Annotated in this window: 19 protein-coding genes and 2 pseudogenes; 4 read left to right on the top strand and 17 right to left on the bottom strand. The window is 72.3% G+C overall.

Features of this window, described 5'->3' with window-relative positions; genetic code table 11:
- Nucleotides 1-61 precede the first annotated feature (61 nt).
- Both ACTWJ9_RS26815 and aroH read right to left on the bottom strand, forming a co-directional pair.
- A complete protein-coding gene (locus tag ACTWJ9_RS26815) occupies nt 62-1,147 on the bottom strand; it encodes a prephenate dehydrogenase (protein ID WP_279336835.1) in 1,086 nt (361 codons plus the stop codon).
- Nucleotides 1,144-1,506: a chorismate mutase gene (aroH, locus tag ACTWJ9_RS26810; RefSeq protein ID WP_279336834.1), complete on the bottom strand. Its 363-nt coding sequence runs from the start codon at nt 1,504-1,506 to the stop codon at nt 1,144-1,146. Before aroH ends, ACTWJ9_RS26815 begins: the two co-directional genes overlap by 4 nt.
- Before the next feature lie 256 nt (nt 1,507-1,762).
- On the opposite strand from aroH, the gene ACTWJ9_RS26805 reads away from it, so the two are divergent.
- Nucleotides 1,763-2,146, top strand: a complete 384-nt coding sequence (locus ACTWJ9_RS26805; protein WP_443294863.1) for a Rieske (2Fe-2S) protein — start codon at nt 1,763-1,765, stop codon at nt 2,144-2,146.
- A gap of 22 nt (nt 2,147-2,168) precedes the next feature.
- Nucleotides 2,169-2,910, top strand: a pseudogene (locus tag ACTWJ9_RS26800) (nucleotidyltransferase domain-containing protein).
- A gap of 226 nt (nt 2,911-3,136) precedes the next feature.
- Here the strand turns inward: ACTWJ9_RS26800 and ACTWJ9_RS26795 are convergent.
- From ACTWJ9_RS26795 to ACTWJ9_RS26745, 11 genes are all read right to left on the bottom strand, one after another.
- Nucleotides 3,137-4,165, bottom strand: a complete 1,029-nt coding sequence (locus ACTWJ9_RS26795; protein WP_387040189.1) for an ADP-ribosylglycohydrolase family protein — start codon at nt 4,163-4,165, stop codon at nt 3,137-3,139.
- Nucleotides 4,162-4,881, bottom strand: coding sequence for an NUDIX hydrolase (locus ACTWJ9_RS26790; RefSeq protein WP_443295927.1), 720 nt, complete (start codon nt 4,879-4,881; stop codon nt 4,162-4,164). Before ACTWJ9_RS26790 ends, ACTWJ9_RS26795 begins: the two co-directional genes overlap by 4 nt.
- Before the next feature lie 63 nt (nt 4,882-4,944).
- A complete protein-coding gene (locus ACTWJ9_RS26785; protein ID WP_279336831.1) occupies nt 4,945-5,994 on the bottom strand; it encodes a pseudouridine synthase in 1,050 nt (349 codons plus the stop codon).
- Entirely contained in the window at nt 5,994-6,650 is a 657-nt protein-coding gene (gene scpB, locus ACTWJ9_RS26780) for an SMC-Scp complex subunit ScpB (RefSeq protein WP_279336830.1), read from the bottom strand. Before scpB ends, ACTWJ9_RS26785 begins: the two co-directional genes overlap by 1 nt.
- Nucleotides 6,647-7,768: a segregation and condensation protein A gene (locus ACTWJ9_RS26775; RefSeq protein ID WP_279336829.1), complete on the bottom strand. Its 1,122-nt coding sequence runs from the start codon at nt 7,766-7,768 to the stop codon at nt 6,647-6,649. The genes scpB and ACTWJ9_RS26775 overlap by 4 nt, the downstream gene beginning before the upstream one ends.
- Nucleotides 7,769-7,786: 18 nt before the next feature.
- Nucleotides 7,787-8,380: a hypothetical protein gene (locus tag ACTWJ9_RS26770; protein ID WP_279336828.1), complete on the bottom strand. Its 594-nt coding sequence runs from the start codon at nt 8,378-8,380 to the stop codon at nt 7,787-7,789.
- A complete protein-coding gene (locus ACTWJ9_RS26765; protein ID WP_202280511.1) occupies nt 8,365-9,492 on the bottom strand; it encodes a ParA family protein in 1,128 nt (375 codons plus the stop codon). Before ACTWJ9_RS26765 ends, ACTWJ9_RS26770 begins: the two co-directional genes overlap by 16 nt.
- A 433-nt stretch (nt 9,493-9,925) precedes the next feature.
- Nucleotides 9,926-11,050 (bottom strand): alanine dehydrogenase, encoded by a 1,125-nt coding sequence (gene ald, locus ACTWJ9_RS26760; protein ID WP_279336827.1) that lies wholly within the window; start codon nt 11,048-11,050, stop codon nt 9,926-9,928.
- A gap of 143 nt (nt 11,051-11,193) precedes the next feature.
- On the bottom strand, nt 11,194-13,305 hold the full coding sequence (locus tag ACTWJ9_RS26755; protein ID WP_279336826.1) for a tetratricopeptide repeat protein: 2,112 nt from the start codon (nt 13,303-13,305) through the stop codon (nt 11,194-11,196).
- Nucleotides 13,306-13,485: 180 nt separating this feature from the next.
- Complete coding sequence (locus ACTWJ9_RS26750; protein WP_279336825.1) at nt 13,486-14,112, bottom strand: NUDIX hydrolase; 627 nt, start codon at nt 14,110-14,112, stop codon at nt 13,486-13,488.
- Nucleotides 14,113-14,221: 109 nt separating this feature from the next.
- Nucleotides 14,222-15,868 (bottom strand): CTP synthase, encoded by a 1,647-nt coding sequence (locus ACTWJ9_RS26745; protein ID WP_279336824.1) that lies wholly within the window; start codon nt 15,866-15,868, stop codon nt 14,222-14,224.
- 547 nt (nt 15,869-16,415) lie between these two features.
- On the opposite strand from ACTWJ9_RS26745, the gene ACTWJ9_RS26740 reads away from it, so the two are divergent.
- Nucleotides 16,416-18,218 carry a glycoside hydrolase family 15 protein gene (locus tag ACTWJ9_RS26740; protein WP_279336823.1) on the top strand — a complete coding sequence of 601 codons (1,803 nt, stop codon included), beginning with the start codon at nt 16,416-16,418 and terminating at the stop codon, nt 18,216-18,218.
- A gap of 53 nt (nt 18,219-18,271) precedes the next feature.
- Nucleotides 18,272-18,885 (top strand): annotated as a pseudogene (locus ACTWJ9_RS26735) (PucR family transcriptional regulator); the annotation flags it as partial.
- Nucleotides 18,886-18,899: 14 nt separating this feature from the next.
- On the opposite strand, the gene ACTWJ9_RS26730 reads toward ACTWJ9_RS26735, so the two are convergent.
- The 4 genes from ACTWJ9_RS26730 to ACTWJ9_RS26715 form a co-directional block, all read right to left on the bottom strand.
- Nucleotides 18,900-20,036, bottom strand: coding sequence for a glycosyltransferase family 4 protein (locus ACTWJ9_RS26730; RefSeq protein WP_443294862.1), 1,137 nt, complete (start codon nt 20,034-20,036; stop codon nt 18,900-18,902).
- 227 nt (nt 20,037-20,263) lie between these two features.
- On the bottom strand, nt 20,264-21,982 hold the full coding sequence (gene recN, locus ACTWJ9_RS26725) for a DNA repair protein RecN (RefSeq protein ID WP_279338106.1): 1,719 nt from the start codon (nt 21,980-21,982) through the stop codon (nt 20,264-20,266).
- 337 nt (nt 21,983-22,319) lie between these two features.
- The gene (locus ACTWJ9_RS26720; RefSeq protein ID WP_279336821.1) at nt 22,320-23,225 is read right to left on the bottom strand and encodes an NAD kinase; all 906 of its coding nucleotides are present in this window, start codon (nt 23,223-23,225) and stop codon (nt 22,320-22,322) included.
- Nucleotides 23,222-24,037, bottom strand: coding sequence for a TlyA family RNA methyltransferase (locus tag ACTWJ9_RS26715; RefSeq protein ID WP_279336820.1), 816 nt, complete (start codon nt 24,035-24,037; stop codon nt 23,222-23,224). The genes ACTWJ9_RS26720 and ACTWJ9_RS26715 overlap by 4 nt, the downstream gene beginning before the upstream one ends.
- Nucleotides 24,038-24,043: the final 6 nt, after the last annotated feature.

The raw sequence follows: 24,043 nt of genomic DNA, 5'->3' as shown, positions 1-24,043 counted from the left end.
CCCCGGAACCGGCACGGGCGCTGTCGCAGGACGCCGTCGCCCGCCCGCTGTCCGGCGGGGCTCACTGGCGGATCGCCCAGCCCCGCTCCCGGAGTGCCGCGGTGAGCACCGGGGCCGCGTCGGGTTCCACCATGAGCTGCATCAGACCGGTCTGCTGCCCGGTCGCGTGCTCGATGCGCACGTCCTCGATGTTGACGCCCGCCCGTCCCGCGTCGGCGAAGATGCGGGCCAGCTGGCCCGGCTGGTCGTCGATGAGCACCGCCACGACCTCGTAGACGCGCGGCGCGGAGCCGTGCTTGCCGGGGACCCGGATCCGGCCGGCGTTGCCGCGGCGCAGCACGCCCTCGACGCCGGTGCTGCCCTCGCGGCGCTTGTCCTCGTCGGAGGACTGCAGTGCGCGCAGGGACCGCACCGTCTCCTCCAGGTCGGTGGCGACGTCGGTGAGCAGGTCGGCGACCGGTCCGGGATTCGCGGAGAGGATGTCGATCCACATCCGGGGGTCCGAGCCGGCGATCCGGGTCACGTCCCGGATGCCCTGCCCGCACAGCCGTACGGCGGCCTCCTCGGCGTGTTCCAGGCGTGCGGCGACCATGCTGGACACCAGGTGCGGCATGTGGGAGACGAGGGCCACGGCACGGTCGTGGGCGTCGGCGTCCATGACGACCGGTACGGCCCTGCAGTGCGAGACCAGTTCGAGGACGAGGTTCAGCACCTCGGTGTCGGTGTCCCGGGTGGGGGTGAGCACCCACGGGCGGCCCTCGAAGAGATCCGCGCCGGCGGCCAGCGGGCCGGACTTCTCCCGGCCGGACATGGGGTGGGTACCGATGTACGCCGACAGGTCGAGCCCCCGCTCCTCGAGTTCGCGGCGCGGACCGCCCTTCACACTGGCGACGTCGATGTAGCCGCGCGCCGCCCCACGGCTCATGGCCTCGGCGAGGACTCCGGCCACATGGGCGGGCGGGGCGGCGACGATCGCCAGGTCCACCGGGCCCGCCGGCTCCCGGTCGGTGCCTGCGCCGAGCGCGGCGGCCGTACGGGCCTGCTCCGGGTCGTGGTCGACGAGGTGGACGACGACGCCCCGCCGGGACAGGGCGAGGGCGGCGGACGTGCCGATCAGCCCGGTGCCGATGACGAGTGCGGTTCTCACTGGGCGATGTCCTTGCGCAGGGCCGCCGCGGCACCGAGGTACACATGGGCGATGTCGGCACGCGGCAGATCGGACTCGATGTGCGCGAGGATGCGGACGACGCGGGGCATGGCGCCCTCGACGTCCAGTTCCTGGGCGCAGATCAGGGGGACGTCGACGATGCCGAGCCTGCGGGCGGCAGCGGCCGGGAAATCGGAGTGCAGGTCGGGCGTGGCCGTGAACCAGATGCTGATCAGGTCGTCCGCGGCCAGACCGTTGCGCTGCAGGACAGCAGTGAGCAGGGCTCCGACCTGCTCCTCCATGTGACCGGACTCGTCCCGCTCGAGTTGGACGGCGCCCCGGACCGCTCGTACCGCCACGACGATGCTCCTTGCTGGTGCGCTGATGTACGGGGGTGCCGGCGTGTTCACTCACCGGCCCGCCGACGTGGGTGTCGGTCGTCCAGCCTAGTCAGAACGGGCGCGGCCGGTGTCCGGTGCCCGCCCGCCGAGACGGACGGCGTGTCCGGTGCCAGACTGCTGGGGCCCTCTCCGCCTCGCCCGCGGTCCTTCCTCTCCCCGGAGCGACGACACGTCCCCTCCCACGACGCGGCGCACGGTCCTTCTCGCGACAGGTGTGACGGCACCGGCCGTCGGCTGCGGCGGGGGCGGGAGCGGCGAGGGTTCCTCGCCGGACACCGCCACGGACACCGCTCCGCCCAGCGCGTCCGCAGGCCGGGAACCGGCCTCGACCGGCGACATCCCGGGGGGCGGAGGGGTGATCCTCAAGGAGGAGAAGATCGTGGTGACGCAGCCGGAGCGGGGCGGCTTCAATGCCTTCTCGGCGATCTGCACCCGCCGGCACTGCCTCCTGGCGGACGTCTCGGACGGCACCGTCGACTGCGCCTGCCACGGCAGCCGGTTCCGGGTCACCGACGGCTCGGTGGACCGGGGCCCGGCGGCCAGTCCGCTGTCTGCGGAGCAGATCACGGCGGAGGGAAATTCGATTCGCCTGGCGTGAGCCACCGCCTACGCTCCCGGTCATGCGCCCCGAGCACCTGGTCCGCGACCACACCGTCTACGCCTGCGTCATGGGGTCGCGTGCCTTCGGTCTGGCCACGGAGGGCAGCGACACCGACCGCCGGGGCGTCTTCCTCGCCCCCACTCCCCTGTTCTGGCGCTTCGAGAAGCCGCCGACCCATGTCGAGGGACCGGCCGAGGAGCAGTTCAGCTGGGAGCTGGAGCGCTTCTGCGAGCTGGCCCTGCGGGCCAACCCCAACATCCTGGAGTGCCTGCACTCACCGCTCGTGGAGCACGCCGACGGCACCGGGCGCGAACTGCTCGCCCTGCGCGGCGCTTTCCTCTCCCGCCGGGTCCACGAGACGTTCACCCTCCCCCACGCTCGGCTTCGCTCGCGCGGGCGGTGCCCCCATCGCCCACAACCAGCGCCGCAAACTGGAGGCCGACGTCCGCGTCCACGGGGCGCCCCGGTGGAAGCACGCGATGCATCTGCTCCGTCTGCTGGCCTCCGCCCGCGACGTGCTGCGCACGGGCACCCTCACGATCGACGTGGGCGAGGAGCGCGCGTCGCTGCTCGCGGTGAAGCGGGGCGAGGTCGCCTGGTCCGAGGTCGAGGCACGGATGACGCGTCTGGAGCGGGAGGCCGGGGAGGCCGTCCGGCACAGCCCGCTCCCCGCAGAACCGGACCGTCGGCGGGTGGAGGACTTCCTCATCCGCACCCGCCACGCCTCGGCCCTCCGGGCGGATCGGGACCTGCCCGGCTGATCATGCCGCAGACGCGGGGGCCGGCACGCCCTCCCCCGAGCTCTCCGAACAGGGGACCCCCACCGCGTTGACTCCTCCCCCACTCTCGGCTTCGCCCGAGCGGGAGGGGCCCATGAACGGGAAGGACCCCCATGAGCGGGAGGGGCCCCATCGTCCCCCGCTCACCCGCTCACCCGCACTGACAAAGCGCCGTCGGTTTCCTGCGGCATGGTCCGCCGGACAGACCCTAGGGCCGGGCGTCCCAGAGGGTGCCGAGTGCCAGCAGTTCCTCGCGGTACTCGATGCGGTCCGCCCACTCGGCGGGCCAGGCGTCCGCGCCCAGGTGGGCACCGGCGAAGGCGCCCGCCAGGCAGGCGATCGAGTCGGAGTCGCCCGCGGTGCAGGCGGCGCGGCGCAGGGCGGTGAGCGGTTCGTCGACGAAGAGCAGGAAGCAGAGCAGGCCGGTCGCCAGGGCCTCCTCCGCGATCCAGCCCTCCCCCGTCGCCAGGCACGGGTCGGTCTCGGGCGAGACGGTGCGCACGGCGTGCTGGAGGCGTTCCAGGATGTCCAGGCACTCGTCCCAGCCGCGGGTGATGAAGTGCTCGGGGGTGGGGTCCTGGGCGCGGGTCCACAGGTCGCCGAGCCAGAACTCGTGGTAGTGGGTGCGGTTCTCGTAGGCGTGGGAACGCAACAGGCCGATCAGGCCGGTGGGTTCGGCGCCCTGGGCGAGCAGTCGTACGGCGTGGGCGGTGAGGTCGGAGGCGGCGAGCGCGGTCGGGTGCCCATGGGTGAGGGCTGCCTGCAACTGGGCGGCGCCCGCGCGCTGTTCGTCGGTCAGACCGGGGGCCAGGCCGATGGGGGCGACCCGCATGTTGGCGCCGCAGCCCTTGGAGCCGACCTGGGAGGCGTCCTGCCAGGGCCGGTCCTCGCCGGCCAGCAGGTGGCAGGCCTTGAGGCAGGTGTTGCCGGGGGCACGGTTGTTCTCGGGCGAGCGGTACCACTCCACGAACTCCTCGCGCACCGGGCGCTCCAGCCGCTTCGGGGTGAGTACGCCCCGGTCCATCGCCGTCCGCAGGCCCCTGCCCAGAGCGAGGGTCATCTGGGTGTCGTCGGTGACGATCGCCGGCTTCGGCAGGTCCGTCCCCCGCCAGGGACCGAACTTGGCAAGGATCGACGGGACGTCGTTGAACTCGGTCGGGAAGCCCAGCGCGTCCCCCAGGGCGAGTCCGGTGAGCGCGCCTGTGGCGGCGCGCTTGGTGACGGTGGTCGTGGTCATGCGGGACGTCCTTCCGGAGTCGGCCGGAGCAGTGGTGGGTGGAGGGTGGCGGCGGTGCCCGCGCGGTACAGCGCGGCGGGTTTGCCCCGGCCGCCGGTGAGGCGCGCGGCGCCCGGGACGGCCTCGACGAAGCCCGGGGTGGCGAGCACCTTGCGCCGGAAGTTGGGCCGGTCGAGCGCGGTGCCCCACACGGTCTCGTAGACCTGTCGCAGCTCCCCGAGGGTGAACTCGGACGGGCAGAAGGCGGTGGCGAGGCAGGTGTACTCGAGTTTGGCGCCGACGCGGTCCCGGGCGTCGGCCAGGATCCGGTCGTGGTCGAAGGCCAGCTCGCGCGCACAGTCGTACGGCGTCCAGCGGGCCTGTGCCGCGTCGCTGCCGCCGTGCGCCTCGGGAGCCTGGGGCAGCAGCGCGGCGAAGGCCACGGACACCACGCGCATCCGCGGGTCCCGACCGGGTTCGCTGTAGGTCCGCAGCTGCTCCAGATGCAGCCCGGACACGTCCGTCAGCCCGGTCTCCTCGCCCAGCTCGCGCCGCGCGGCGCTCTCCGCGGACTCGTCCGGCCGGACGAAGCCTCCCGGCAGCGCCCACCGGCCGGCGTACGGCTCCTGGCCGCGTTCGACGAGCAGTACGTGCAGCGCGCCCCCGCGGATCGTGAACACGGCGAGGTCGACGGTGACGGCGAAAGGTTCGAAGGCGTACTTGTCGTAGCCGTCCAACACCCGCACCCCCTTTTATAGTCAACTCGACTATAAAAGGGGGTGCGGTCCGGCGGCAAGCCCCTAGAGCTCGACCTCCTGCATCAGCATGCCGACCTCGGTGTTCGACAGCCGGCGCAGCCAGCCCGACTTCTGGTCGCCCAGGGCGATCGGCCCGAACGCCGTGCGCACCAGCCTGTCGACCGGGAAGCCGGCCTCCGCGAGCATGCGGCGCACGATGTGCTTGCGGCCCTCGTGCAGGGTCACCTCGACGAGGTAGTTCTTGCCGGTCTGCTCGACGATGCGGAAGTGGTCCGCGCGCGCGTAACCGTCCTCCAGCTGGATGCCGTCCTTCAGCCGCTTGCCCAGGTCGCGCGGGACCGGTCCGACGATGTGCGCGAGGTAGGTCTTCTTCACCCCGTACCTCGGGTGGGTCAGCCGGTGTGCCAGCTCACCGTGGTTGGTGAGCAGGATGACGCCCTCGGTCTCGGTGTCGAGCCTGCCGACGTGGAACAGCCTGGTCTCCCGGTTGGTGACGTAGTCGCCGAGGCACTGACGCCCCTCGGGGTCCTCCATGGTGGAGACGACACCGGCCGGCTTGTTCAGCGAGAAGAACTGGTAGGACTGGGTGGCGACGGTCAGCCCGTCCACCTTGACCTCGTCCCTCTCGGGGTCGACCCGGCGGCCCTGCTCCAGCACGATCTCGCCGTTGACCTCGACCCGCGCCTGCTCGATCAGCTCCTCGCAGGCGCGCCGGGAGCCGTACCCCGCGCGGGCGAGCACCTTCTGCAGCCGCTCGCCCTCCTGCTCGGCCCCCGGGAAGGTCTTCGGGGGCTTCACGTCCGCCTTGCCCGCGTACCGGTCGCGGTTGCGCTCCTCGATCCGCGTCTCGTACTCGCGCGAACGCCCGGGGACGGTACGACCACCCCGGCCACCGCTCTTCTGGGACGGCGGCTTGGCGCCTCCGCGGCCGGACTTGGGGCCTTCCTTGACGCCTCCGGGGCCCGCCTCGTAGCGGCGCTCCTCGGGGCGGGGCTTACCGGGGCGGCCCTGCCCCTGCCTCTGGTCCCTGTTGCCGCCGGCACCGCGGGGGTTACCGCGTCCGCCGCTCTTGCCGCTGCCGCTGCTTCGCATCACAATTCCGTGTTCGTAGGGGGACCGTCGTCCGGGTCCGGAGCGTCCGGATCGAACGACGGTACGGCTTCCTGGGTCTCGGCCTCGATCGCCTCCGCCTCCGGGAGGAAGGGCGCGAGCTCCGGGAGCTCGTCCAGACCGCGCAGGCCCATCCGCTCCAGGAAGTAGTTCGTCGTCGTGTACAGGATCGCACCTGTTTCGGGTTCCGTGCCCGCCTCCTCGACCAGACCGCGCTGCAGCAGGGTGCGCATGACCCCGTCACAGTTCACTCCGCGTACGGCGGAGACCCGGCTGCGGCTGACCGGCTGGCGGTAGGCGACCACGGCGAGGGTCTCCAGGGCGGCCTGGGTGAGCCGGGCCTGCTGGCCGTCCAGGACGAAGCCCTCGACGGCCGCGGCGTACTCGGGGCGGCTGTAGAAACGCCAGCCGCCGGCGATGAGCCGCAGCTCGAAGCCGCGCCCCTGGGCGGTGTACTCGTCGGCCAACGCGCGCAGGGCGTCCGCGACCTGGTGTCTCGGCCGTTCCAGTGTCTTGGCCAGGTGCTCCTCGGTCACGGGCTCGTCCACGACCATGAGGACCGCCTCCAGGGCGGGTGTGAGGTCGAGGTCCGCGACGGTGCGCAGCCCCGCGGGAACGTCGGTCGTGTCCTCGCTCACGCCTTCTCCTCCTTCTTCGGCTGTCCCTCCGACCGCTCCTCCGACTGCTCCTCCGGCTCCCTCGGCGGCTCGGGCGGCCGGTCGAACTCGTCGGTGACGGTGGGGGTGACGTCCCCGTCACCGCCGGTCCAGCGCACGGTCAGCTCGGCGAGCGCGGTCTCCTGCTCGAGGGCGACGGCCTTCTCCCGGTACAGCTCCAGGAGCGCGAGGAACCGGGCGACGATGGTCAACGTGTCGTCGGTGTCCTCGATCAGCTCCCGGAAACCGGCCTCGCCGAGTTCCTTCAGCCGCGCGACGACGATCCCGGCCTGCTCCTGCACGCTGACCAGCGGCGCGTGGATGTGGTCGACGTAGACCTGCGGTGTGGGCTTGGGCTGCATCGCCTTGACGGCGAGCCGGGCGAACCCCTCCGCGCCGATGTTGATGACGACCTCGGGCAGCAGCTCGGCGTGGTGCGGCTCGAGCCCCACGGTCCGGGGGTGGCGCCGGGCCTCGTCGTCGAGCCGCCCGCTGAAGATCTCCGCGATCCGTTTGTACGCCCGGTACTGGAGCAAGCGGGCGAACAGCAGGTCCCGGGCCTCCAGCAGGGCGAGGTCCGCCTCGTCCTCCACCTCGGCGGCGGGCAGCAGGCGTGCCGCCTTGAGATCGAGCAGGGTGGCCGCCACCACCAGGAACTCGGTCGTCTCGTCCAGGTCCCAGTCCGGTCCCAGCGCCCGGATGTACGCCATGAACTCGTCGGTCACCCTGGACAGCGCGACCTCGGTGACGTCCAGCTTGTGCTTCGAGATCAGCTGAAGCAGCAGGTCGAACGGTCCCTCGAAGTTCGACAGCCGGACCTTGAACCTGCCGTCGCCCTCCTCGGCACCCTCGGCCGCCTCAGGAGTCCCAGGTACCGATCCGGGAGACCGCCCGACGTCCGGTACATCCGGTACGTCCTGCGGGGCCGCCGGAACCGGAGCCCGGTCCTCGGTGGCGGGCACGGTCCCCGGTCCCGGCCCCTCGGCCCCCGCCTCCGCGGGCGGTGTCACCGGCGGCGCGGCCCCCGGCCCCCGCCCCAGCGCGCGCCGGCGGCCGGGCCGCGGGCCGTGGCCGGTGGCGGGGGTGTCGTTCGAGGTCATGGCCTCCGCAGGCTACCGCTACCGTCCGCGCAGGCGCCGCACGAGGATGCTGGCGTCTCCGCGGGACTCCAGGTCGGCGAGGACCACGGCGACCGCCTCGCGGACGATCCGGCCCCGGTCGACGGCCAGTCCGTGCTCGCCCCGGAGCACCAGACGGGCGTGCTCGAGGTCCATCAGCTCCTCGGCGGACACGTACACCGTGATCTTCTCGTCGTGCCGCTCACGTCCACTGGGCCGTCGCGCCGCCGCTCTCGCGCGCTTGCGCGGGGCCCCCTCGGCGGCCGTACCGGCGGAACCGGCCGAACCCGCCGCTCCCTGCGGCACCCCCCGCCGTCGCACGGGGCGCTCCTGCGCGGCGCGGCTGCGGGACTCGCCGGCTTCGGCCGGCTCGGGCTCCGTGGCGACGTGCTCGGCACCCTCGCCGTCGCCACCCTGCGCGGGCACCGACTGCGGCGTGTCGTCCTGGGCCGCGGCCGCGCCGCCCTCCCCCGCGGGAGCGGGGACCCGGGCCTCGCCGCCCGCCTGGCGCCTCGGCGTGGACGCCTGGAGCGCCGTCCCCCCTGTCGTACGGAAGAGTTCGTCGGCCCCCGGCAGACTCACTCGGCGTGACACCGGGCGAGCACCTCCCTGGCAAGCTGGCGATAGGCGGCGGCACCGACGGAGTTGGACGCGTACGTGGTGATCGGCTCACCGGCGACGGTCGTCTCCGGGAAGCGGACCGTACGCCCGATGACCGTGTGGTAGACGTGGTCGTCGAACGCCTCGACGACGCGCGCGAGCACCTCACGGCTGTGCACCGTGCGCGAGTCGTACATCGTGGCGAGGATCCCGTCGAGCTCCAGCTCGGGGTTGAGCCGTTCCTGGACCTTCTCGATGGTCTCGGTGAGCAGCGCCACGCCGCGCAGGGCGAAGAACTCGCACTCCAGGGGCACGATCACCTTGTGCGCCGCCGTCAGCGCGTTGACCGTGAGCAGGCCGAGCGAGGGCTGGCAGTCGATCACGATGTAGTCGTAGTCGTCCATGAGCGGCTTCAGCGCGCGCTGCAGCGTCGACTCGCGGGCGACCTCGGAGACGAGCTGGACCTCGGCCGCCGACAGGTCGATGTTGCTGGGCAGCAGGTCCATGTTGGGGACCGCCGTCTTCAGCAGCACCTCGTCGGCCGCCATGCCCCGCTCCATGAGCAGGTTGTAGACGGTGAGGTCGAGCTCCATCGGGTTGACGCCGAGTCCGACCGACAGCGCGCCCTGCGGGTCGAAGTCGACGAGCAGCACCCGGCGGCCGTACTCGGCGAGCGCGGCACCCAGGTTGATGGTCGACGTCGTCTTGCCGACGCCGCCCTTCTGGTTGCACATCGCGATGATCTTCGCGGGGCCGTGGTCGGTCAGCGGGCCCGGGATCGGGAAGTACGGCAGCGGACGGCCGGTCGGGCCGACGCGCTCGCGGCGCTGGCGGGCAGCGTCGGGCGCGAGGGTGGCCGCGTACTCGGGATCCGGCTCGTACTCGGCGTCGGGGTCGTAGAAATGCCCCTCGGGCAGTTCGTCGTAGTCGGCGAGTTGGTTGTGGGGCGCGCCACTTCCGTCGCCGGCCATGGCGTTCACGTGATGGCCATCCATGCTCGGGTGTGCAGTGAGAGTCGCCTGCTGACTCTGTTGGGCTGCGAAGGTGTGCACGGCGACGGAGCCGACAGCAGCGAACCCCGCGGGACCCCGGTCCCGTGCAGGCATTCCTGGTTGACCACCCCCGGGAGTAAATGTCGACTCATTCACAAGTCGTCTTACCTCCTTGGTGACCAGGAAACTTCTAGACAGGTCAGCGTGGCATCATGCCGACGGTTGGCGACTCTATGGCGTGTCGGCGGTCCGCAGCAACACAATCCGCCGGACCCGGCCCGATGTGTCGACAATGAAACATCCCTCTGTCAAGGGCGTACGACCGTCGCACAGCAGGTTCCACCGGTGTGCGAATCGGTGGAAGCGTTACGTTCGAGGTGAGTTGTCCTGGATCCGTGAAGTGACCATACACACATCTCGCCGGACCTGTCGGGCAAGGCCGGGCCGAGTCGGCCGCGTTGATGAAACTGGTTGACGTATCGCCTTTGCGGGTCGGTGACTTGGTCGACTTGGCGCCCGGAGGTCACCTTCCCCGCCTCCCCCGGGTTCAGTCGAGCAGCGCGGCGACTTCCACGTGGTCCAGGCCGTGGGCTTCGGCGACCTCCCGGTACACGACCTTGCCGTCATGCGTGTTGAGGCCCCTGGCGAGCGCGGAGTCGTGGCGCAGCGCCTCCACCCAGCCGCGGTCGGCGAGTTCGACGACGTAGGGCAGCGTGGCGTTGGTGAGGGCGTAGGTGGAGGTGTTGGGCACCGCTCCGGGCATGTTGGCGACGCAGTAGAAGACCGATTCGTGGACCGTGAACGTCGGCTCGGCGTGTGTGGTCGGGCGGGAGTCCTCGAAGCAGCCGCCCTGGTCGATCGCGATGTCGACAAGGACACTCCCGGTCTTCATCCGTGAGACGAGGTCGTTGGTGACCAGCTTCGGCGCCCTGGCGCCGGGGATCAGCACCGCGCCGATCACCAGATCGGCCTCCAGGCAGGCCTTCTCCAGCTGGAAGGCGTTGGAGACGACGGTCTGGATCCTCGCACCGAAGGCCCGGTCGGCCTCACGGAGCTTGTTGATGTCCTTGTCCAGCAGGGTCACGTGGAACCCCATGCCGACGGCGATCTGCGCGGCGCTCCAGCCGGAGACCCCTCCGCCGATGACGACGGCCCGGGCGGCCTGCACCCCGGGGACACCGCCGGGCAGCACGCCGCGGCCGCCCTCGGCCCGCATCAGGTGGTAGGCGCCGACCTGGGCGGACAGCCGACCCGCGACCTCGGACATGGGCGCGAGCAGCGGCAGCACGCGGCCGGGCAGCTCGACGGTCTCGTAGGCGATCGCGGTGGTGCCGGACGCCAGCAGCGCGTCCGTGCACTCCCTGGAGGCGGCCAGGTGCAGGTAGGTGAAGAGCGTCTGGCCCTTGCGCAGCCGGTGGTACTCCGCGGCGACCGGCTCCTTGACCTTCAGCAGCAGGTCGGCGGCGGCCCAGACCTCGTCGGCGGTGTCCAGTATCTGCCCTCCCGCGGCGATGTACTCACCGTCCGGGATCGAGGAGCCGACGCCTGCGCCGCGCTCGATGACGACCTGGTGACCGTGGCGCACCAGTTCGTGCACGCCGGCGGGGGTGATGGCCACCCGGAACTCGTTGTTCTTGACCTCGCGGGGGATGCCGACCTTCACATCGATCACGGTCCTCGGTTAGCAGAGTGATGCGCAGATATGAAGTATCACTACCCGTACCCGGCACCCGCGCGCGCACCGGGAGACCGCTGGAGACAGCACCGCGGCACCATCTCGACGAAGGCTGTGCCGCCGCCCAACCTCGCAAAGCATCAGCCTTCCGCAGGGGCGGCACGACTTTCGCAGGCGTCGCCCCCTTGTTCCGGTTGTCCTGGTCGTCCCGGTTGTTCCGGGTCGATGCCGGATGCCCGGGACGCCTCGGCCTCCTCCCGCAGCATCCCCTCGGCCGTCTCCCGGTGCAGCGCGGCCGACGCGGGGTCGCCGAGGTGCTCGAAGGTGTCGGCGAGCCGCAGGTGCAGCGCCGCCTGCAGCCGGGTGTCCTCGGCCCGCCGGGCCCACTCCACCGCCTCCCGGCAGGTGCGCAGCGAATCCTCGGGCCGGCCCGCGTACTCCTGGACCCGGGCCAGTTCGCTCAGCGCCCGCGCCTGGGCGGTCACCTCGCCGCTCTTGCGGTACCCGGCGACCGCCGCCCGCCAGTTCCGCAGCGCCTCGCCGTAGCGGCCGACGTAGGTGTGGGCGGCGGCGATCCTGCCGTAGAGGCGGGCGGCGTCCGCGCGCTCGTCCCGGGCGAGCCGCTCGGCGAGGGCCCGCCCGAACCAGTCGGCGGCCCGGTCGAAGTCCCCGAGCTCCAGATGAGCGCCTCCCACGGATTCCATCGCGCGGCCGGTCGCGTACGGGTCGTTCGCCGCGCGTCCGGCGTCCAGCGCGGCCCGGTAGCGCGCCAGCGCGTCGGCCGTGCGGCCGGTCCGGGCGTCGAGGTCGCCGAGGTTCAGCAGGGCCGCGGCCTTCTCGCGGGGCAGTTCCCGGCGCTCGGCCACGTCGAGGACCAGGTGGTGGATGCCGTACAGATCGCTCGCGGCGGCCTGGGTGCCGAAGTGGGCCACCATGGCACGCACCAGCTGCGACATCAGGCGGCGGGCCAGGGTGTCCAGCGTCCCGTCGGCGACCGCGAGCCGGGCCGAGGCCAGCAGGGCGGGCCGGCGGGCCCGCAGCCAGTCGGCGGCGGCCCGGGGGGTGGCGAAGCGCAGGGAGCGCGGCATCCCGAGCAGTCTCTCGCGTGCCCGGGGGCTGTCGGTCTCGGTGATGGCCCTGCACGACTGGAGCAGCCGCACGGTCCGCTCCAGCATGCGGGCGCGGGCCAGCTGGAGCTCCCCGGGCCGTTCGTGGGTCTCGGCGAGAGCACGCAGCAGGGGGTGCAGGCAGCGGGGCACCTCGTACTGCGGCAGCGACGACCCCGCCGGGTGCAGCAGGCCCACGGAGACGAAGCCGTCCAGGGTGGAGCGTGCGCTGCCCACCGAGCAGCCGGCGAGCGCGGAGGCGGTGTGCGGGTCGACCAGGCCGGCCGGGGCCAGGCTCAGCAGGCGCAGGGTCCGGGCGGCGGGCGCGGGCAGTTCGGCGTGCACGAGGTGGAGGACCCGGCCGACCGCGGTGCCCGCGCTGCCGACGGTGCCGTTGTCGGGGTCGGCATGCAGCTGCCGGGCGAGGTCGGCGACGGCGGCCTGGGGCCGGGCGGCGAGCCAGCCGCCGGCCAGGACCAGGGCGGCCGGCTGCCCCTGGCACTGCTCGGCCAGGCTCTCAGCGGCCCGGGGGTCGACGGTGATGCGGACCGAGCCGGTGGACCGGGACAGCAGTTCCACGGCGGACTTGGTGTCGAGACCGCCGAGGGTGCACGGGCGGACGTCGGAGATGCCGGTCAGCGGCCCCTCCGAGACGGCGACCACCAGGCAGTCGGGGTTGTCCGGCAGCAGGGCGTCGACCTGCTCGGCGTCGGCCGCGTCGTCCAGCAGGAGCAGCGTCCGGCGGCCGTCGAGGGCGGTCCGCAGCGCCTCGACGAGATCGTCCTCGGCGGCGCCGGCCGGGGCGGGCACGTCGAGCGCGTCGAGCAGTTCGCGCGCGGAGCGCTCGACCGGCACGCGCGTGCCGTCGGTTTCGCGCAGCCGGGCGCGCAGCACTCCGTCGGGGTACCGGTCGGCGACCTGGCGGACGAGTTCCTCGCCGAGAGCCGTGCGGCCCGAGCCCGGCCGGCCGGCGATGAGCAGCACGCGCGCGCGGGGAGCCTTGCGGCCGGAGAGGGTGTCCAGTCCCGCGCGCTCGATGTCGGCGCGCAGTTCCTTCAGCTCCCTGGTACGGCCCAGGAACCGGTCACCCGCGGTAACGCCCTGGGAGAGCCGTGCACCGTCCGTGTCCACCGCCTGATCCGTCACGGGCCACACTCCCGTCCCACCGCACGCGCAAGCCCGCCGGGACTCCGGATCGGGCGTTTTCCAGAGCCTAGTTCACGCTCTGCTACGTTCCGTGTGGAGCGCGGCGAATGCGTCCCCCGATCGGATCAGCCGATGGTCACATCGCAAGGGGCCGGGCGGGTCAGGCCTCGCCGGGGCCGCTCAGGCCTCGAACGGGCGCGCCGGCCACGGCGCCTCGGCGGGGCGCAGCGCGTCGAGCCCGTCCCCGCTCCGTGCGGCGACGAGCGAGAGGACGCCCACCACCAGGCAGTTGTTGTGCAGTTCACCGGCCAGCACCTTGCGGACCAGGTCCGCGGCGGGCACCCGGGCCAGTTCCATGTCGGCCTCTTCGTCCTCGACCTCGAAACGGTCGCCCTCGGCCTCGGACAGCCCGCGGGCCAGGAAGATCCGTACGGCCTCGTCGCAGCCGCCGGGGGTGGTGTAGACGTCGGTCAGCACCCGCCAGTCCTCGGCCTTGACGTGCGCCTCCTCGTAGAGCTCCCGCTGGGCGGCGCGCAGCGGGTTCTCGCCGGGTACGTCGAGCAGACCGGCCGGGATCTCCCACAGCTTGTGGCGCACGGGGTGGCGGTACTGGCGCAGGACCAGGACACGGTCGGCGTCGTCGAGGGCGAGGACGGCCACGGAGCCCGGGTGGACCTGGTAGTCGCGATGGGCCACGGTCCCGTCGGGCATGACCACGTCGTCGGTGCGGACGGAGGTCTTGTTGCCGACGAAGGGGGTCCGGGTCTCCCGGACCTCCCACTCCGCCGGGGTGTCCTTGATCGTCATGCCCGTCCTTCCCGACGTACAGGGGTCGTGCGATTGCGGTGGGTGTGAAAAGCAGCCGGGGTGCCCACCCTCTGAGGGTGGGCACCCCGGCAACCGTACAACCGGTGTGTTACTTCGAGATCTTCCGCTCGACGGCGGCCTTGACCAGACCCGCGAACAGGGGGTGCGGACGCGTCGGACGCGACCGCAGTTCCGGGTGTGCCTGGGTCGCGACCAGGTACGGGTGGACCTCGCGCGGGTATTCGACGTACTCGACGAGCTTGCCGTCCGGGGAGGTGCCGGAGAAGACGATCCCCGCCTTCTTCTCCAGCTCCGCGCGGTAGGCGTTGTTCACCTCGTAGCGGTGCCGGTGGCGCTCCTCGACGTACTCCTTGCCGTCGTACACCTCGCGCACGATCGAGCCCTCGGCCAGCTTCGCCGGGTACATGCCGAGCCGCATCGTGCCGCCCAGATCGCCCTCACCGGCGACGATGTCGAGCTGCTCGGCCATGGTGGAGATGACCGGGTGGGAGGTGGCCGGGTCGAACTCGGTGGAGTTGGCGTCGGAGACGTCCGCGAGGTTGCGGGCCGCCTCGATCACGATGCACTGCAGGCCCAGGCAGAGACCGAGCAGCGGAATCCGGTTCTCGCGCGCGTAGCGGATCGCGCCGACCTTGCCGAGCACACCGCGGTCCCCGAAGCCTCCGGGGATGCAGACCGCGTCGACGTCACCGAGTTGCGCCTGGGCGCCGGCCGGGGTCTTGCAGTCGTCGGAGGTGACCCACTTGATCTTCACCCGGGCCTTGTTGGCGAAGCCGCCCGCGCGCAGCGCCTCGGTGACCGACAGGTAGGCGTCGGGCAGGTCGATGTACTTGCCGACCAGGGCCATGACGATCTCGTGGTCGGGGTTGTGGACCCGGTCGAGCAGGTCGTCCCAGGTCGTCCAGTCCACGTCCCGGAACGGCAGGTCCAGCTTGCGCACGACGTAGGCGTCCAGGCCCTCGGTGTGCACGACCTTCGGGATGTCGTAGATCGAACGGGCGTCGGGGCAGGCGACCACGGCGGCCTCGTCGACGTCGCACATCAGCGAGATCTTCCGCTTGATCGCGGTCGGCACCTCGCGGTCGCAGCGCAGCACGATCGCGTCCGGCTGGATACCGATGTTGCGCAGCGCGGCGACCGAGTGCTGGGTCGGCTTCGTCTTCAGCTCGCCCGAGGGGCCGATGTACGGCAGGAGCGAGATGTGGACGACGAACACGTTGTCGCGGCCGACCTCGTGCCGCACCTGGCGGACGGTCTCCAGGAACGGCAGCGACTCGATGTCGCCGACCGTGCCGCCGACCTCGGTGATCACGACGTCGACCTCGTCCGTCGCCATCCGGCGGATGCGGTGCTTGATCTCGTTGGTGATGTGCGGGATGACCTGCACGGTGTCGCCCAGGTACTCGCCGCGCCGCTCCTTGGCGATCACCGTCGAGTAGACCTGGCCCGTGGTGACATTGGCGGAGCCGTCCAGGTCACGGTCGAGGAAACGCTCGTAGTGCCCGATGTCCAGGTCGGTCTCGGCGCCGTCGTTGGTGACGAACACCTCACCGTGCTGGAAGGGGTTCATCGTGCCGGGGTCGACGTTGAGGTACGGGTCGAGCTTCTGCATCACGACGCGCAGACCGCGGGCCTTGAGCAGCATGCCGAGGCTGGAGGCGGTCAGCCCCTTGCCGAGAGAGGAAGCGACACCCCCGGTGACGAAGATGTGCTTGGTCGTCGTGGATTTTGGCATGGCCAAGAGGGGGCTCCCGTGGTCGCGGTCTGGAGGGTGCGAGGCGGCTGCCTGCCGGAGAGCTCCGACGGTGCCGTCGCTGCGGTTCGGGGGTGCCCTGTTCGGATTTCCCCTCCGGGGAAGGGGCCCACCGGTCCACGGGCTACCAGCGTATCAGCGACGCGGGGTGGTGCCGTCCGGCCACGCTCCGCGCACGCTCCGGCACGGGTTCGTCACCTCTCACGGGCCCATCACCCGCTGCTCACCCGTTCGGCGGTGGTGCGTTGTCCGGAGCGGCACACAGACCCTCCACGTGCGTCGTATCCTGCTCGGACACCCCACTGTCGAGCCCGGCCGGCCGGACGGCACCACCCCAGCCCGTCACACCGGAACAACGAAAGCTCGTCAGTTCGTTGACTGAACAATCGGCGCTTTGCATTCATGGCTGAGCGACTGCTTTGCTTCGTCGCTCAACGACGTATGACGTCATGCACCATTCACTGTCCCCTTGACCGCACTAGCGACAGCCCCCTCGTGGGGTGACGTGGCCGTTCGACTGGAGTTGCACGTGGCCGGGCGCATCGAAGACTACGCACTCATCGGAGACATGCAGACCGCCGCCCTGGTCTGCCGGGACGGCACAGTCGACTGGCTGTGCCTGCCCCGCTTCGACTCGCACGCCATCTTCGCCGGCCTACTGGGCACCGAAGAACACGGCTTCTGGCGGATCGGCCCGGCGCACGCCTCCGACGCCCCGCCGCAGGCCGCGACCCGGCGCAGCTACCGCGGTGACTCGCTGGTCCTGGAGTCGGAGTGGGACACCGGGCACGGCACGGTCCGGGTGATCGATTTCATGCCCCCGCGCGACGGCGCCCCGCAGCTCATCCGCATCGTGGAGGGCGTCTCGGGCCGGGTGCCGATGCGTTCGGCGCTCCGGATGCGCTTCTCCTACGGCCGGGTGGTGCCGTGGGTGCACCGGCACGAGGGACGCACGGTCGCCGTCGCGGGCCCGGACTCGGTGTGGTTCGACACACCCGCCAAGACGTACGGGGAGTCGCTGACGACGTACTCGGACTTCACGGTGGCGCCGGGCGATCGGATCACCTTCACGCTCTCGTGGCAGCCCTCGCACAAGGAGCCGCCGCCGCTGCCGGAGCCGGAGCAGTCGCTGGAGGCGACCGAGGAGTTCTGGCGGGAGTGGGTGGAGCACTGTACGTACCACGGCCCCTACCGCGAGGCCGTGATCCGCTCCCTGATCACGCTGAAGGCCCTCACCTACGCCCCGACCGGCGGCATCGTCGCCGCGCCCACCACCTCCCTGCCGGAGGACATCGGCGGCGTCCGCAACTGGGACTACCGCTACACCTGGCTGCGTGACGCGGCGATCACCCTGTCCTCGCTGCTGCGCACCGGCTACCGCGAGGAGGCCCGCGCCTGGCGCGAGTGGCTGCTGCGCGCGGTGGCCGGGGACCCGGAGAACCTGCAGATCATGTACGGCATCGCCGGTGAGCGCGAGCTCGGTGAGGCGGAGCTGGACTGGCTGCCCGGCTACGAGAACTCGACCCCGGTCCGGGTCGGCAACGGCGCGGCGCACCAGCTCCAGCTGGACGTGTACGGCGAGGTCACCGAGGCCCTGCACCTGGCCCACATGACGGGCCTGGCCCGCAACGACTACGCGTCCCTGCTCCAGGTGAAGCTGATCACCTACCTGGAGAAGCACTGGACGGAGCCGGACGAGGGCATCTGGGAAGTGCGCGGTCCGCGTCGCCACTTCGTGCACTCCAAGGTGATGGCCTGGGTCGCCGTCGACCGCACCATCAAGCTCATCGAGTCCGGTGAGGTGGAGGGCCCGCTGGAGCGTTGGAGGCAACTGCGCGAGGACATCCACCGGGACGTGTGCGAGAAGGGCTACGACAAGGAGCGCAACACGTTCACGCAGTCGTACGGCTCCAAGGAGCTGGACGCCGCGCTGCTGCTGATTCCGCAGGTGGGCTTCCTGCCGCCGGACGACAAGCGGGTGATCGGCACCATCGAGGCGATCCAGCGCGAGCTGTCCACCCCGGACGGCTTCATCCTGCGCTACCCGACGGAGGGCGTCGACGAAGGCGTCGACGGGCTGCCGGGGGACGAGGGCGCCTTCCTCGCCGTCTCGTTCTGGATGGCCGACGACCTGGCGATGATCGGCCGCGTGGACGAGGCCCGCCGGCTGTTCGAGAAGCTGCTGGCCCTGCGCAACGACCTCGGTCTGCTCGCCGAGGAGTGGGACTCGGTCAACCAGCGCCAGGTCGGCAACTTCCCCCAGGCCTTCAGCCACGTCCCCCTCATCGACACGGCCCTGCGCCTGACGGCGTCGGGAGCGTACGGGGGCTGAGGAACCGCCCGACGGCCCGTGCGCCCGTGCGCACGGGTGGCGTCCGGGGCATGGGCGGCGGCTGGGCGGTGCCGGCCCGTGGGTCGCCGAAAAGCCGGCCTCACTCGGGGGCCCGTGCTGCTGGGTGTGCGGCCGGTGGAGGGGTGGGTGCCGCTGCTGCTCGGGCTGCGCGCGCAGACGGAACGGCCGGTGCTCGCGGACCGGGGGCGCCGGCACTGCGTGCCGGGGCGGAGCGGACGGGGATGATGTCGCCGGGGGCGCGGCTGCCCGTAGTGGTGGTCGGGGCGGCCGGTGACCGGGCGTCGGCGGGTCTGCGGCACGCGGCCCGGACCGCGGGTGCGGCGCAGGGGCCGCCGGACCGTCCCTGGTCCGACGCCCGCCGCCTGGACATCGACCTGCTGATGTGGCGGCCGCGCGACCAGCCGGACCCGGCGGCTTTCGTGGACCGCGCGATCGGCCCGGTCCTGGACCACGACCGCCGCTCGCGGCCGCCGTTGCTGCCCACCTCGGAGACCTGTCCGGCCTCCGCGGGCCGCAAGGCGGAGACGGCCCGCGAACCGCGCCTGAACCGCCAGACGCTGTACAACCGGCCGGCCGTGACCTCGACGACCCGCACACGGTCCTGACCCTGAGCCTGGCCCCGCGGGCACGGCGGCACATGCCCTGACGCGGCGGGTGACGTCAGATCAACGGGCGGTACTGCGTCAACTCGTCGTAGACACTGAGCACCTGGGCCACCGCCTCGTCCTCCGTCGGCCACCCGGCCGCCTGCCGGGAACCTTTGGCCCTGAGTTCCTCCCGGCGCAGCGGGTCCCCCAGCAGCCGTACGACGGAGTCGGCGAGCGCACGCGCGTTGCCATGGGGGACGAGTTCGGCGGCGTCGCCGACGAGTTCGGGCATGCCGCCGGCCCTGGTCGCGACGAGCGGCACACCCGCGTGGAGGGCCTGCTGGGCGAGCACGGAGCGCCCCTCCCCCCGGCTCGGCAGCAGCGCGAGGTCCGCGGCCTCGAGCAGCCCGGTGGCGTCGTCGCGTCGTCCGATGAGCCGGACCGGCAGCTCCTCGTCCGTGATCCGCCGTTGGAGTTCACCGCGCAGCGGGCCCTCCCCCGCGACGACGAGCAGCGGCACGGGGTCGAGACGGCGCCACCCGTGCGTGGCGTCCAGCAGGGTGTGGTGGCCACGGCGCCGTTCGAGGGGGCCTGCCGCGACCAGTAAGGGGCGGCCGACGGCGCCGAGTTCGGCACGCAGTTTGAGCCGCGCCCCGTCGGGGTCCTCCGGCTCCGCGGCCGTGCGGGGCACGGGGAGGGCCACGGCCGCCAGCCGCGCGTCCCGCGCTCCGGTCCGGCGGGCCCGGTCGACCAGGGCGGAGGTGGTTCCGAGCAGCACGGTGGCCGCCTTGGCGACCCTCCGCTCCAGCAGCCGCAGGAAGTGCGCGCGGGCGCCGTCGGCGGGCGGCCGGTCGTGCCAGGTGACGATCAGCGGGGTGGGCCGGCCGCTGAGGGCGAGCACGGTCCGGAAGGAGGCGTGCAGTCCGTGCGCGTGCACCAGGTCGGCGTTCGCGCAGGCCGTCCGCAGGGCGGCCACCGAGCCGGGGTCGCTGCTGCGCGGGACGTGCACATGGCCGGCGCCGGCGCCCGTGAAGTCGTGGGTGTGCTCCGCCTCGGCGGGGGCGCACACCGTGACCCGCACGCCCCGTGCGACGAGCCCCGCCGCCAGTGAGCGCACATGGGCGCTGGTGGCGGCGTTGCCGCCGCCCAGCACCTGCACGGTGCGCAGCGGCGACTGGCCGTGCGGTGAGTGGCTGCTCACGGGGGTCACGTGGCCGAGCTCCTGGTGCGGGTCGGATGGTCCCGAAGAACGTACAGAAGGACCGTGCGGAGGGGGTGTACCGCACGGTCTCCTACGCGTGCTCCGCCCAGCATGCCAGGACACGAGGGGATCGCGGGAACGACGGGAGCGCCCGCCTGCACCGGACCGGAGAGGAATTTCACCCGTACGAGTGCGGACGTGCCTCCCGTCGGCCGAGGCGCCGGGAGGTACGACGGCTAGCCGTCCGCGCGGGCCGTCGCCAGGAGTTCCTCCGCGTGGGCCCGGGCCGTTTCGGAGTCCTCCTGGCCGGCCAGCATCCGGGACAGTTCCCGGATCCGTTCCTCCCCTTCGAGCACCTTCACGCCGGACCGGGTGACCGACCCGTCGTCGGTCTTCGCCACCAGCAGCTGCCGGTCGGCGAACGCCGCCACCTGCGGCAGATGCGTGACGACCACGACCTGCGCGCTCTTCGCCAGTTTGGCGAGCCGCCGTCCGATCTCGACGGCCGCCTTGCCGCCGACACCGGCGTCGACCTCGTCGAACAGATACGTCGGCACCGGGTCCGTCCCGGCGAACACGACCTCCACGGCCAGCATCACGCGCGACAGCTCACCGCCGGACGCGCCCTTGGCGATGGGCCGGGGCGGCGCCCCGGGGTGCGGGGCCAGCAGCAGCTCGACCTCGTCCACACCCGAGGGCCCGTGGGCGACGGTGCGCCCGCCGACCTCGACGCCGTCCGGGTCCTCCGTCTGCCGGATGTCGAACGACACGCGCGCGTGCGGCATGGCGAGGGACGCCAGCTCCGCGGTGACGGCCGCCGCGAACCGCTCCGCGGCCTCGGTCCGTGCCTCCGACAGCGCCTGCGCCAGCCCGCCCAGTTCGGCGCGCAGGCCGTCCCGCTCGGCGGTGAGTTCCTCGATCCGCTCGTCGTCCCCGTCCAGTTCCGTGAGCCGCGCGGCGCTCTGTTCGGCCCAGGCCAGCACGGCGGCGACGTCCTCGCCGTACTTGCGGGTCAGCACGGTGAGCCCGGCCCGCCGTTCCTCGACGGCCGCCAGCCGCAGCGGGTCGGCGTCCAGGTCCTCGGCGTACCCGGCGAGCTCCCCGGCCACGTCGCGCAGCAGGATGCCGACCTCACCGATCCGGTCGGTGAGCGCGGCCAGCGCGGGATCGTGCGCCCGGACGGCCTCCAGGGCCCGCTGGGCGCCCGCGACGAGCGTTCCGGCGTCGATGCCCTCGGGGTCCTCCGGGTTGCCGGCGAGGGCGGTGTGCGCGGCGTGCGCGGCGGACGCCAGGGCCTCGGCGTGACCGAGCCGCTCGGCCTCCTCCGCCAGCTCCACGTCCTCACCGGCGCGTGGCTCCACAGCGGCGATCTCGTCGAGCCCGAAGCGCAGCATGTCGGCTTCCTGGGCCCGCTCACGCGCGCGCGTGGTGATCTGTTCGAGTTCCGCGGCGACGGCCCGCAGCCGCTTGTACGCCCCGGTGTACTTGGCGAGCGGACCGGCGACCGCGTCGCCCGCGTACCGGTCGAGCGCCTGCCGCTGCCGGGACTGCTTCAGCAGCCCCTGCTGGTCGGTCTGCCCGTGCACGGCCACCAGGTCGTCGGCGAGTTCGGCGAGCAGCCCCACGGGCACGCTCCGCCCGCCCAGGTGCGCCCGTGAGCGCCCCTCGGCGGAAACGGTACGGCTGATCAGCAGCGCCCCGTCGTCGAGCTCGGCCCCGGCCTCCTCCGCGCGCACGACGGCCGCGGCGTCCTCGGGCACGGCGATCCGTCCCTCGACGACCGCGTTTCTGGCACCGATCCGCACCAGGGCCGCGTCCGCCCTTCCGCCCAGCAGCAGCCCGAGGCTGGTGACCACCATGGTCTTGCCCGCGCCCGTTTCACCGGTGACGGCGGTGAAGCCTGGTGACAGCTCGACCACGGCGTCGTCGATGACTCCGAGCGACCGTATCCGCATCTCCTCCAACACGTCCCAGACCTTACGAGGTTTTCCTCGCGCTGTGCGACGCCGCCCCCCACCTGTCCGGGATCGTGGCAGGCCGTCACCCATGAGTGGGACCCCCTCCCCGGGAGATCCGACCACGCACCGCCTCAGGGCTTGTCCGGCGGATCACGCCGCAGACGCGGAGGCGGGCACCCCCTCCTCCGCCTTGCGGCAGGACGCTCCCGCACTCCCGGCTTGTCCCCCGTGAGCAGAAGGGGCCCCATGAACGGAAGGGACCCTCATCGCCCTCTCTCACCCGCGCCGATGAGGACGCCGCCGATTTCCTGCGGCCTGCTCCGCCGGGCAGGCCCTACTGCGGAGCCCCCCGCCACCCCGAGACCGGCAGGGCGAACTTCGCGACCAGCCGGTCCGTGAACGAGGCGTGATGCAGTCGGGCCAGTCGTACCGGCACCGCGCCGCGCCGCACCTCGACCCGCGCCCCGGGCGGCAGCTCCAGGGTCCGCCGCCCGTCGCACCAGAGCACACCCGGCGGAACGTGCGGCAGGACCTCCACGGCCAGCACCGAGTCCGGCGAGGTCACCAGCGGCTTGGCGAACAGCGCGTGCGCGCTGATCGGCACCATCAGCAGCGCCTCGACCTCCGGCCACACCACGGGCCCGCCCGCGGAGAACGCGTACGCGGTGGATCCGGTCGGGGTGGCGCACACGATCCCGTCGCAGCCGAATCCGGTCACCGGCCGCCCGTCGATCTCCAGCACGACCTCCAGCATCCGCTCGGCGGACACCTTCTGCACGGCCGCCTCGTTCAGCGCCCAGTCCGTGTGCACGATGGTGCCGTTGCGGTGCACGACGACGTCGACGGTCATCCGCTCCTCGACCTCGTACGCCTTGCTCACCACCCGGTCGACGACCTTGTCGAGGTCGTCCCGCTCGGCCTCGGCGAGGAATCCGACGCTGCCGAGGTTCACGCCGAGCATCGGCACCCCCGAGGCACGGGCGAACTCCGCGCCGCGCAGCAGCGTGCCGTCACCGCCCAGCACGATCAGCAGTTCGCAGCCGTCGAGGCACTCGGGTGTGGCCTCCTTGACGGTCTCCACCTCGTCCGGCAGCGGCAGGTCCTGTGCCTCGGTCTCCAGCACCCGCACCCCGAGCCCGGAACGCAGCAGCCCCTTGACCACGAGTTCCGCGCTGCGGATGGCCGCGGGGCGGCCGGTGTGGGCGAGCAGGAAAACGGTACGAACTCGATTCGGTGTCAACGCGGCCCCTCCGCCACTGCACGGTCAACGTCGGCCGGGTCCAGTTCCGGAGCTCCGGCCCGCAGCCACAGAAAGTACTCGACATTCCCCGAGGGTCCGGGCAGCGGGCTCGCCGTCACGCCCTTCGCCCCCAGTCCCAGCTCCCAGGCCTTGGCGGCCACCCCCCGTACGGCGTCGGCGCGCAGTTGCGGACTGCGTACGACTCCGCCGCTGCCCAGCCGCTCCTTGCCCACCTCGAACTGCGGCTTGACCATCATCACCAGATCGGCGTCCGGCCTCGCGCACCGTGTCAGGGCGGGCAGGACCAGCCCGAGCGGGATGAAGGAAAGATCCCCCACGACAAGATCCACTGGCTCCCCATCGATTGCTTCAAGCGTCAACTCCCGCACGTTCGTACGGTCCTTGACGGTGACGCGTTCATCGTTTCGGAGAGACCACGCGAGTTGTCCGTATCCGACGTCCACGGCGACCACGTGCGCGGCCCCGGCCCGCAGCAGGACGTCGGTGAAGCCCCCGGTCGAGGCGCCGGCGTCCAGCGCCCGCCGTCCCTCGACGATCAGCCCTCCGGGCACGAAGGCCTCGAGGGCGCCGGCGAGCTTGTGGCCGCCGCGCGACACGTAGTCCGGATCGCCGGCGTCCTCGGCGACGAGGATCGCGGCGGCGGTCTCCACCTGCGTGGCGGGCTTGGTCGCGACGGTCTTGCCGACACTGACCCGCCCGGCGGCGATCAGCTGGCCGGCGTGTTCACGCGAGCGCGCGAGCTTCCGGCGGACCAGCTCCGCGTCGAGACGGCGGCGTGCGACTCCTGCCACGTTCGG

This window comes from Streptomyces sp. GDS52 (assembly GCF_052246875.1).
GTDB lineage: Bacteria > Actinomycetota > Actinomycetes > Streptomycetales > Streptomycetaceae > Streptomyces > Streptomyces cathayae.
This window is presented reverse-complemented; position numbering and strand designations above follow the sequence as displayed.